General features: G+C 49.4%; 9 protein-coding genes. 8 read left to right on the top strand and 1 reads right to left on the bottom strand.

Annotated features, from left to right (window positions below):
* Positions 1-54 precede the first annotated feature (54 nt).
* The 7 genes from lepB to queA all read left to right on the top strand — a co-directional run bounded on the left by lepB (position 55) and on the right by queA (position 6,272).
* Positions 55-1,062 (top strand): signal peptidase I, encoded by a 1,008-nt coding sequence (gene lepB / locus MUG09_RS07840; protein WP_244775178.1) that lies wholly within the window; start codon positions 55-57, stop codon positions 1,060-1,062.
* Entirely contained in the window at positions 1,062-2,225 is a 1,164-nt protein-coding gene (gene hemW / locus MUG09_RS07835; RefSeq protein ID WP_244775176.1) for a radical SAM family heme chaperone HemW, read from the top strand. The genes lepB and hemW overlap by 1 nt, the downstream gene beginning before the upstream one ends.
* A gap of 82 nt (positions 2,226-2,307) precedes the next feature.
* On the top strand, positions 2,308-3,057 hold the full coding sequence (locus MUG09_RS07830; RefSeq protein ID WP_244775174.1) for a YebC/PmpR family DNA-binding transcriptional regulator: 750 nt from the start codon (positions 2,308-2,310) through the stop codon (positions 3,055-3,057).
* A 3-nt stretch (positions 3,058-3,060) separates the two neighbouring features.
* The gene (gene ruvC / locus MUG09_RS07825; RefSeq protein WP_244775172.1) at positions 3,061-3,552 is read left to right on the top strand and encodes a crossover junction endodeoxyribonuclease RuvC; all 492 of its coding nucleotides are present in this window, start codon (positions 3,061-3,063) and stop codon (positions 3,550-3,552) included.
* Positions 3,552-4,184, top strand: coding sequence for a Holliday junction branch migration protein RuvA (gene ruvA / locus MUG09_RS07820; RefSeq protein WP_244775170.1), 633 nt, complete (start codon positions 3,552-3,554; stop codon positions 4,182-4,184). Before ruvC ends, ruvA begins: the two co-directional genes overlap by 1 nt.
* An 11-nt stretch (positions 4,185-4,195) precedes the next feature.
* Entirely contained in the window at positions 4,196-5,257 is a 1,062-nt protein-coding gene (gene ruvB / locus MUG09_RS07815; RefSeq protein WP_244775169.1) for a Holliday junction branch migration DNA helicase RuvB, read from the top strand.
* Entirely contained in the window at positions 5,232-6,272 is a 1,041-nt protein-coding gene (gene queA / locus MUG09_RS07810; protein ID WP_244775168.1) for a tRNA preQ1(34) S-adenosylmethionine ribosyltransferase-isomerase QueA, read from the top strand. The genes ruvB and queA overlap by 26 nt, the downstream gene beginning before the upstream one ends.
* Here queA and tmk read toward each other — a convergent pair.
* Positions 6,262-6,873 carry a dTMP kinase gene (gene tmk / locus MUG09_RS07805; protein ID WP_244775166.1) on the bottom strand — a complete coding sequence of 204 codons (612 nt, stop codon included), beginning with the start codon at positions 6,871-6,873 and terminating at the stop codon, positions 6,262-6,264. The two genes, queA and tmk, sit on opposite strands and share 11 nt — an antisense overlap.
* Positions 6,874-7,017: 144 nt before the next feature.
* Between tmk and MUG09_RS07800 the strand changes: the two genes are divergently transcribed.
* A complete protein-coding gene (locus MUG09_RS07800; RefSeq protein ID WP_244775163.1) occupies positions 7,018-11,661 on the top strand; it encodes a translocation/assembly module TamB domain-containing protein in 4,644 nt (1,547 codons plus the stop codon).
* Positions 11,662-11,671: the final 10 nt, after the last annotated feature.

The raw sequence follows: 11,671 nt of genomic DNA, 5'->3' as shown, positions 1-11,671 counted from the left end.
TAGCGGTCCGCCCTTGGCTTGTCAACTCAGACCTATTGTGATAGCGTGCTTGCTATGGAACAATTGTTGAGTTTTATCGAGCGAAATACCATACGGTTTCTCACTCATAGGAAAGCCTTGAAAGCCTATGAAGTTGCAAACAAGCCCAAACGGACCTTCATCGGTGAAGTAAAAGGTTGGGCTGATGCTCTCGTTTTCGCCGTATTTGCAGTGTTGCTGATCAACCAATACATTTTCCAACTCTTTGTCATCCCTACGCCATCCATGGACGGAACGCTCAATGTCGGCGACCGTGTGTTTGTAAGCAAGACCATCTATGGCATTGAAGTCTATCCAAGCGGACCGAAAATCCTATCGGCGAACAGACAAGTAAACCGCGATGACATCATCACCTTTTACAACCCCGAGTACAAATCCAAAGGACCCTTTTTTGACATCCTCTCGCAAATCATCTACATGGGGACCTTTTCTTTGGTAAACATCGACCGAAACGAGGACGGCAGCATCGCCGAACGACTGTATGTGAAACGAGCAATAGGGATGGGATTGGAACATGTCCGTTTCAACGACGGCAATATTGAGATCAAGCGCGCCGGGTTCTCCGACTATATCGATGACCAAAGTTTTCGGACATCACTCTCCTTGGTCGACGGCCCTCACCGCAGCATCGATGCCAATCTGTACAACGGCATCAAGGCATGGGGTTCTTTGTTCGGTTATCAAGAAAAGGGTGTGGACATGAACAGTGTACCTTCTTATTTGAAGAGCAATTATGCGCTGGTCCAAAACGACAACTATCCCGATGATATGTATGCCTTTGAAATGGCGAAGAACCGGAGCAAACATCTCTTCGACCCTTCAGACAGCAGTGCAAGAAGTGCTAGTGTCTCCATGAAAAGAGGCATCTATATTCCGCAAGGTTCTGTATTGCCGCTCGGCGACAATAGGGACAACAGTCGCGACGGCAGATACTTCGGTCCCGTCTCCCAAAAGAAAATCAACGGCAGCGTGAGATTTCTCTTTTGGCCTCTCAGTAGAATCAGGTACATGGGGAACAAATAGTGCTCAGCTTTCCCTCCGATGGAGACCTGTCACTCTATCTGCACATCCCGTTCTGTACCACCTGTTGCAGTTATTGTGCCTTCTATTCAGAACCAATCAATGAAAATACTGCATTTCTAAACGCCTATGTGGATCGACTTGAACAGGAGATTCTTGCAGTCGCTTCCAGAGTGGAACGTTTTGCCACAATTTTCATCGGTGGCGGCAATCCAGGCTCACTTTCGGCCGAGCAATTACGAAGACTGCTTGTAGCCGCTAAAGCCGGTCTGAGTGATGAAGTCACCGTAGAGATGAATCCCGAAACTTTTTCTGAAGCGTTCTTCGATGTATTTTCAGAAGGTTTGGTTACCAGACTGAGCATGGGCATCCAAAGCATGGACGATGCTACACTGAATCGGTTGGGTCGTAATGCCAGACGATGTGATAACCTTAGGGGCATCAATCTTGCACAGAAAGCGCATGAAGCCTATGGCATTGAACTTTCCTTTGATCTGATGGTTTGCCTTCCAGGGCAAACCGTCGACGATGCAATCTCCGACCTAAAGGAAGTTCTCACACTCAGCGAGGCCGATCACATCAGCCTCTATTGCCTTACGGTGGAAGAGGGAACAGAGCTTGCCGAGCAGGTCGGCCTCGGTACAACAACAGTCTTGGATGAGGACGGTCAGCAGAACTTTTTATCAGGGATTTGGGCAGAGCTCGGTCGTCTGCACTTCGACCACTACGAAGTTTCAAACTTCTGCCGCAACGAGAAGAAGAGCAGACATAATATGGTGTATTGGAAACTGGATGATTACCTTGGACTTGGCAGCAGCGCAGCCTCAACGATCAGGGAAGGAACCGTATCACGCCACTATTCCCAAGTACAGGATTTGCGCGATTATGCATCTTCACCCCTCTTCACCGGGTACGAGGAAGAGATTGTTGATTCAAACCAACAAATGGAGGAGTACCTGATGATGGCACTGCGAACCAATACGGGCATTGACAAGCAGGTATTTCAGGCACGGTATTGCAAAGATTTCGATACACTTTTTTTACCAGTAATTTCCGCCCTCGATTCCTCTTGGTTCAACGATGCAAAAGATCTCTTTGTATTGACAGAATATGGATTTATGGTACTTGACGAAATCCTGCTCCGTTTGGCCTTGGTAATCTCGTAAGCCCTTGACCGCCTCTACCTGTTGTGATAGCTTAATTGGGTTGAGATAATTCACGCATTCTATAAAGTTAAGAGGTTCAATTATGTCCGGCCATAGTAAATGGGCTACAATCAAACACAAGAAGGGTATCGCCGATGCAAAGCGCGGTCAGAAGTTTACAAAGCTGATCAAGGAAATTTCCGTTGCAGCTAAAATGGGTGGTTCAGACCCTGAAAGCAACGCACGGCTTCGTACCGCAGTCCTCAAGGCTCGCGCAGAGAATATGCCCAAGGACAATATTGACAGGGCAATCAAAAAAGGTGCCGGGGAACTCGACAACTCCACGTATTATGAACTCACCTACGAAGGGTATGCTCTTGGTGGAGTTGCCTTGATTATCGATACACTGACCGATAATAAGAACAGAACAGCAAGCGATGTTCGTTCGACACTCACCAAGAACGGCGGCACCCTCGGTGCAACCGGTTGTGTCTCCTACATGTTCCAGACCAAAGGCATCATCACCTATGATGCAGGCAAATACAGCGAAGAACAGATTTTCGAGGTAGCCTTGGAAAACGGGGCCGATGATGTGACCACCAGCGATGGAGTCATAGAAGTCATCACCACTCCCTCTGATTTTGCCAACGTCTTGGAAGCTATGCAGGGTGCCGGTTTCGAGCAGGAGAGTGCTGAGGTTGAGAAGGTTGCAGACCAGACCGTAACACTGGAAAGTGAAAAAGCCCGCAAAGTACTCAAGATCATCGACAAACTCGAGGAACTGGACGACGTCCAGCAGGTCTCCTCAAATCTGGAACTCCCCGATGATTTTGAGGACAGCGACGAAGAATAACGCATGCGAATCCTAGGCATCGATCCAGGATATGCACAGACAGGCTGGGGTGTTGTCGAATCAGATGGACAGCATAACCGGCCTGTTTCGTTTGGTGTCATAAAGACTTCCACGACGCAACCTGACAGTGAACGAATTCATTTCATTGCCAAATCAGTAGGGGAGTTGGCAACCAAACACAATGTTGCCATCTGTGGGATGGAAGATATTTTCTTCACCAAGAATGTCAGTTCCGCCATCCCGGTGGCAAAAGTCATCGGTGCATGCATTCATCAACTGTCCTTGCTGGAAATTCCAGTACGGTTGTATAGTCCGCCTACTATTAAAACGGTGGTTACCGGGTACGGTGGTGCCGAGAAACATCAGGTCCAGGAGATGGTCCGCATCCTGTTGGGCTTTGATAAGATTCCCAAGCCGGACCATGCGTCGGATGCCTTGGCTGCAGCCTTATGCCTCGCTGTATATGATTTTACCCAGATAAGGATGAAATTGTAATGATCAACGCAATCATTGGAGATGTAGTTCGAGTACAGGAAGGTGAGGTTATACTCCGTGCAGGATTTGTGGAGTACATTCTTTCTGTCTCCGCACAGACCACAAGCAAGCTCAGCAACCTCGGCATTGAAGAGAGGAAGGGTATACGGGTACTGACCGTCCTGGTGCATCGAGAGGACAGCATGTCGCTGTTCGGTTTCTTTGATGAAGCCGAGCGCGAAGCGTTTCTGCAGCTGCAGACCGTCTCCGGAATCGGATCCAAGCAGGCGTTGAAAATACTCAGCGGCATCAGTGTCAGGCATCTTGCGGAAGCCCTCGATACCGGGAACCTGAAACTTCTTTCCTCAATTCCGGGTATCGGCCCTAAAACAGGCCAGAAAATGATTCTTGCTCTTCGCAATGTGCTTGTTTTTGAGGATGAACGAAGCAAAGCCGGTGTACAGCGCAACCAGGGCAAAGCCAGTGCATGGTCTGACATTGTCAACGCATTGGTCGATATGGGCTATGATAGACGCAAGGTTGAGGAAGTAATTGATTCGCTGAGCCAGCAGGAAGCTGAAGCAATCGGGAAACTCAGCCACCATGATGCAGAACAACTGTTGTTTCGCAATGCTGTCAAATTGCTTGGGTGATAGGAGAGGGAATGGACACACACCAAACTGAATTGAACGACTTGATACAAAGCTCTGTTGTCTCCACCTCCTTCCAACAGGAGGCGGACAAGCAGGAGAATATCCTTCGGCCGAAAATGTTGAAAGACTTTCAAGGCCAACAGCGGCTGAAGGACAACCTGGCAGTATTCATTCAGGCGGCCCGGGAGCGCAAGGAACCACTTGATCATACGTTTCTTATCGGCCCTCCGGGACTTGGGAAAACAACATTGGCAAGCATCATTGCCAATGAAATGGGAGCTGAGATCAGGATGACCAGCGCACCGGCGTTGGATAAGCCAAAGGACCTTGCGGGTATTCTCACCAATGTCACCGAGGGATCGGTATTTTTCATCGATGAAATTCATCGACTCAAGCCGGCTCTTGAAGAAATGCTCTACATCGCCATGGAGGATTTTGAGATCGACTGGGTGATCGGGCAAGGTCCTGCAGCCCGCACGATGCGCATCCCTCTGCCTAAGTTCACCTTGGTGGGAGCAACCACCAAGGCCGGTTCAGTATCCAGCCCGCTCTCATCACGCTTCGGCATCACCTGCCACATCGATTTCTACAATGAGGCCGAGCTCGCATCAATCATTCATCGATCGGCGGAGATCATGGCCGTACACATTGACAAGGATGCCATTGCGCACCTTGCCCGATGCAGCCGAGGAACCCCGAGAATCGCAAACCGCCTGCTCAGAAGGCTTCGGGACTTTGCATCGGTTATGGGGGACGGAAACGTAACCATCCCCATAGTCGACCATGGAATGGAACGACTTGGCATCGATACCAACGGCCTTGAGACCCAGGACCGCAATATTTTGCGAACCATCATTGAGTTTTACGACGGTGGACCGGTAGGGGCTGAGACGCTTTCGATCAGTGTCGGGGAAGCCATTGAGTCGCTTGAGGATTTTTACGAACCGTACCTGATTCAAAAAGGATACCTCAAGAGAACTCCCCGTGGACGAATGACCACTAAAAAAGCTTATGATTTGCTGGGTATTCCCTGCAAAAGGAACATGGATGACAATCAAGGAATACTCTTTTGACCTGCCCGAGCACCTGATAGCACAGACACCGGTCGACCGACGAGGCACCGATCGTCTACTGGTGCTCGACAAGCAGACTGGAACCATAATCGATGAACAGATGACCAACTTTTCCTCTTATATTGAGAAAGGAAGTGTTTTGGTTATAAACAACAGCAAGGTACGAAAAGCTCGCGTGTACGCCGTAAGCGAAACGGGCAGTCGCGTGGAGTTTCTTTTCTTGGAGGAGAATCTCGACCACAGCTGGAACGTCATGGTCACAAAAACCAAGAAGCAGCATGTAGGCAAACACTACACCTTCAGTGATGCCCAAGGAAGCTATGTCCGAACCGGCTGCATCATCAAGGCCAACGATGACGGCACCAGAACCATCAGGTTCGACCAAATACTGGATGAGATGTTTTTCACAAAACTCGGGCATGTTCCACTCCCTCCGTACATCAAGCGCGATGACAGCTTTGCCGATGAGAATCGATACCAGACCGTGTATGCACAGAAGGAAGGGTCGGTTGCCGCACCGACCGCGGGGCTTCATTTCACCGATGAGATACTCGCTTCGGTTCGGGACAAAGGTTGCACCATCGTTGCAGTAACGCTGCATGTTGGACCTGGAACTTTTCTTCCTGTCAGGACGGAAAATCTTGAAGATCATCATATGCATTATGAGTCCTATGAGATCTCGCAAGAGAGTGCACGCATCATCAATGAGGCGAAGGCGCAAGGACGGAAGATTGTTGCCACGGGGACGACCAGCGTAAGAACCCTGGAGAGTGCCTTCAACACCGAAACCGGTTTGCTGGAACATGGGCAGGGTCGGACGAATCTCTTTATCCGACCCCCCTATGCATTCAAGATTGTGGACCAGCTACTGACGAATTTCCACACCCCGGAATCGACTCTCTTGGTCCTGGTCTCCACCTTCGCCGGGAAAGAACTGATAGACAAGGCTTACAGGCATGCTGTTTCCGAGTCATACCGATTCTTCAGTTACGGGGATGCGATGTTCATTTGCTGAAAAGAATCTCTTGGATCTGAGCAGCTATCTCCTCTTTCTTCAAAAGTCCGTCCAAGCGAACAAGGGTAACCGCAGGGTCGAGCGAGCTGAAAATGCGTTCGTAATTTTCCTTTACTTTATGCAGGAACTCCTGCTTCTCGAAGAGTTCGGCCTCGTTTCCCCTGCTGTTGATTCTCCTGAGGCACTCCTCCACCGGTGTGTCGATGAAGAAAACATACTGGGGGGAGGGGAACTCATTGAGGCTCGCAATCTTTTTAAAATCACATTCCACCCCTTGATAGGAAAGTGAAGAGTAAAGATATCGATCGGATATCACCAGTTTACCGGCTTCCAAATCGTGTACAAGCCCATATACCGGATTATACAGGTGGTCCTCCCTATCGGCTGCATACAACATAGCCAGCGCCAAGGGGGTGGTAAGTATCTGCTTTTGCAACACCGATCGAACCAAACGCCCGATAGGTTTGTCGGTTGGTTCGAATGTTGCACGGCACGGGCGGTCCGACCGATCGCACGCCTCTGCAAGCAGTTGCATCTGCGTGGTGGTTCCGGCCCCGTCCAAACCCTCAAAAACGATAAAATTGGTCAATACTGAAGGCATATGCATATCTCCTATCATGACTGTATGGTACGGTAAAAGCGAAGCAAGGTAAATGAGTTTTTCATCCCAGCCTTATCAAACTCCATCGAACCAACATGAAAAGAGGTGCCCAAGATTTCGACAATGGGCTATACTGGATGAAAGGTGAGATATCATACAACTCTCAAAGACATTACGGTTTCGGTTCTTGTTCTCATAAGCTGTGCCATTCTTTGCCTGTATGGAATGGTCAACCTGGGTATGGGAAATCCAAGCCAATATATTGCCGACCGTCTTCTGCAATCCTTCGATGCAGGAAAACCTGTCTCCTTCAAGGCTGAGAGTATCGACCGAATGTTCCTGAAAACGCTCATCATCAACAATCCTTCTCTGTCTCTTTCTGGAGACTCTTCCGTTACCGCATCCCACATTGAAGTAGCGGGGGGTCTTCCCGAGTTGCTGAACTCGTTCTTATTCGGTTCCAAGCAGATTTCAATTTCCGTTGAAAAGCCTGAAGTGCGTATTGCAGGCACCCTGGACCAATTGTCTTTTGAAGGCTCAGCCTCCTCCTCGCCTCTGAAAACCTGGTTGGAATCAAACACGGTCTCCATAGATTTCAAGAATCTTCGTGCTTCAGTGGATGTACCAGATTTTACTGCAGATGTAGAGAATTCCTCAATCACTTTCCTGCTGGACAGCAAGAATACCTTTCCCTCTGTCAGAGGCAGTATTTCTGCCTTTGATTTCACAACACCCTTGGGGAAAGGGATGTTCGATGAATCGGATCTGAGTCTTGACGGTGCAGGAAATGCCTTGGTCAGAGTCAGCAAAGTCAGTTTGCTGGGACAGGGCTTGGAAATCTCATTCAACCAGCTGGTGGCTTTGGGGGCACTTGATTCACTTTCGTTTTCCGACCTCGGTACCTCGATAGACCTATCGTTGTCCGACTTGACGGTCTCGGCGGAACCATTGAATGCTTCTGTTCCCACACTCTCGGGCAATATCCAACTCAAGGATGGCGCCTTTGACTATACAACACTCTCATACGACTTGCTTTCAGTTGACTATGGCCGGATTCATGTTCTTTCGCCGACAGCGACCTTTACTGCGCGAAAACAGGATGAAAACCTGTCTTTCGGTCTTGCTATCAAGCAGGGATCGCGCTTCACGGCTGTGTATGGACAGGAGCTTTCACTTGAGCTGGAGAGCCTGCTGGCAAACGCACAGTATACAGCCGATGATACCTTGAAACTCCAACTTTCACTGGGACGTATACAGTATGCGGATGATGCGCTTGCTGCAGGTCTTACCGGCGTATACGTCGAGGCCAATGCAAATCTTGATGGCTTGAGACTGATGGATATCGAGCTGAGCCTGCAAGCGAATGCTCAAGCCTTGTTCCAAGAGAGGGACATATTCATCACTTCACCGCTCTCAGCATCGTTTGCATATCGAGAGGACGACACATCGCTCAGCAGCTCGGCCCTGTTCACCAGCTTGAACTCTTCTTTTACGACAAAACCACTTTCGGCTCGATTCTCCTACCAGTCAAACCGACAAACCAGCCAATTGCAGGCTGAACTTGATTATCAGGACAAGCTGTCAATCCGATCGATCTACAATCTGCCATCCTCCTCCGAAGGCACCTTCCATATTGCCTCTCGTCTGGATAATTTCCCCTTGAGCATCCTCTCCCCGATGTTCGAGACGTATGCACCGTTCATCAAGCCTTACTACCAGGAAGGAACAAATCTGATCGGAAACATCTCCTTCCAGTCGTCGAAGGGGGGGGGGAGCATACTTCCATTCGATGGCAAGGCCGCCATCGAGTTGGCGTTGCTCTCGGCGAAAGTGGGCAAGGTTGAACTGGATGCCGGATTCACATTCCTCGCCGATATCCAAGGGGACTCGATTCTCGTCGATGCCATGACGCTTGCCAGCAGCGGCTATCGTCTTGTTTTTTCGGGCTCAACCGAACTCAACTACTGGTTGCCCCGTGGAGGATTGGACCTGTTCCGCATCGACGATGGTCAGCGCATGCTTTCCATCAATTTTTTAGACATCCCGCCGTCAGAATATCGATTTAATGTCACCACCCCCTTCGAGCCATCCCTGCTTGTAGAAGGGACGATCAGCAGGGAAGCCTCCAAATACATTGTAGGAAGTGCAGACTTCTCTGTCTTCTCAACCACGTATCCCTTCACCTTTCGTCTTGATACAAGTACGCTTCAATTCTCACTCGACCAAATGGAGCATCTGGGCCTGACGGCGAATCTTGCTCCTCCGCTCATTACTTCCTTGAAATTCGATGGCCTGCGGCTGCCGGATTCTGGATTTTTTGCTCTTGCTTCAATTTACGGCGACTTGGAAGCAGAATACTTCAACCTTCGTGATTGGCATGTGAGAAGCAGCCGGCTCGCCCTTGAAGGGGTGCAATTCCAAAACAGGTTGTATGATGTCAATACATCACTTACTGCATCGGAGCGGGAGCTTTTACTTTCGGACCTTATGCTGAAGGAAGGCGAGTTTGTATTCCCCGGCAGGCTCAGCTATCGGGGAACCGATTTTGCAACACTTATCCAAGCCTCCTTCCTTGCACCATTCGAGGCTGTTTTCAGCCTTGATGCGCAAGAAAAGAGAAAAATCTCCATTTCACTCCTAGGAGAAGCGGACCGGATAAGCGGAGCCATAGAGCTCTCTGCGCTTCCCTTGGACCGATTCTCAAAAACCCTGGAAAATACCGTAGTTACTTTCTCAGCGGTCGGGTATTCCGATTTCAAGAGTACGGCGAGTGTTGACGGACTTCTGGATCTTGCACGCGGCGATGCCATCTTCAGTTCCAAACTTGCATTCAACCAGAATGCATTGAATTTTTACGAATCCAGACTCACCATGCCTGATTTTTCCTATGAAGGTGAAGCTGTAACGTTCGATGGAACAATGCTTGGTTCCTCCGGTAGATTTGAACATATCAGGCATCTCTCCTACAATGATCAGATGTCACAGCTTAGCTATGATGTATCCATCGATCTTGGAACCATGCAATCGATATTTACACTTCCAGCAGCCCTCAAGCCGATACTCGGCGGCAACCTTATGGCAAAGCTCAGCATCTCCGATGTTCTTGTATATGGAGAAGGAGGCATCAGCGACGGCACCTATTTCATCAATCTCGACGATGGCCTGCTTTCGATCGGCGGCGACCATCTCGATCTCACCTATGCACATGCAACCGGACAATTGAAGGCTGCACTCAACAAATCCTTCGGTATAGGGTTTGCCGTTGAAGGTTCTGTTTCTGATTCTGATTTCGGGTTGAGCATCACCGATATCCATATGCCTCTTCCTTTTTTGAATCGAACATTCCTCAAACCGATTTTTTCCTTCCTTGACGGTGTGGCCGAAGGGGAGTTGTTCATTGCCAAAACAGAGGACGGGTTCAGGCCGTATGGACAGTTGTGGGTCGACTCGGCCCGGATGCAACTCTTCTGGCTTCCTCAGGACATCATCACAATGAAGAACGTGAGTGCGACCAGCGATGGAAGCCGTGCCATCACAGCGCGTGTCCCGTTCTTCTCCACCAACAGTGTTACCGGCAAAACCATTGAGGGATATGGATGGCTCGGTGCATCCTTTGATGGTTTGCGCTTGGAAAACTACGAAATCCATGCAGATAGCGGCGATGAGAAGGTATATGTATGGATACCCATGCAGGGATTCGATGCAGATATTAGAACGTATGCCGGCGGAACGTTCAACTTGTTCGGTGTTGGATTCGAAACATGGCTTGACGGGAAGGTCACCATCCAGGATACCACGATGACCTTGGGTATCAGGGATTTGCCTGATTGGTATATTGCGAACAACCTGACTACGACCAATTTTGATGTAGTTACCGGCAAGAATGTTTCCTTCTACTACCCCAATACCCCCAATCCGTTCATAAAAGCGACCATAACGGAAAACCAGAATATTTCATTCTTGTATGACCACATCACCGATGAGTTTGTTGCCGACGGTACGCTTTCCTTCAGAAGTGGTGAAATCTATTATTTCCAGAAGAACTTCTTCATAACCGAAGGGTCATTGGCCATCCATACCGATGCCTTGACCGGCAGGAATCAGATTCAACCAACCATCAACCTTCGAGCAAAAATGACCGACTTCGATGCTCAGGGCAATCGCGTGGATATCTTTTTGGTGCTGCGTGATTCCGGACTCTCCAACCTCAATCCACAATTTGAATCGATTCCCTCCAAGGATGTGAATGAGATTCTGGAGATCCTGGGCCAGTCAATCCTGCCCACCGGAGCATATGGAGAGGTGAACCTGTACAGCGTCGTGAGCCTTGCGGCCGCTGCCACCGATGTTGCCGAGAGGCTCGGGTACATAGATGCAAGTCAGACAACCGCCTTGACCGAGTCCATTCGCATCTCTCTCGGCCTGGATATGTTCAGCATTCGCAGCAATATTTTGCAGAACATTCTGTTTGATGCACTGCCGGGAAGCAACATCGGAGGAACGCTTACTCCCTTGGCTCGGTATCTGAACAATACGTCCATCTTCATGGGCAAGTATGTGGGAAGACAGTTTTTCCTGCAGGCTCTTGTGCATCTGAGCGCCATGGACCGTTCCCGGGTGAAGCGTTCGTTCATTTCACCCGACATCTCCCTCGATCTCGAGCTCTCGCTGGATTGGGTGAACCCGCTGGGGACATTCTCCTTCTTTACCCAACCCAACGAGTTGTCGTTCACTAATATTTTGGATACCATTGGCTTTAGTGTAACCAAACGAATTGTTTTGCGTTAAACACGTTTAT

Source organism: Sphaerochaeta associata (assembly GCF_022869165.1).
GTDB classification, from domain to species: Bacteria; Spirochaetota; Spirochaetia; order Sphaerochaetales; family Sphaerochaetaceae; genus Sphaerochaeta; species Sphaerochaeta associata.
This window is presented reverse-complemented; position numbering and strand designations above follow the sequence as displayed.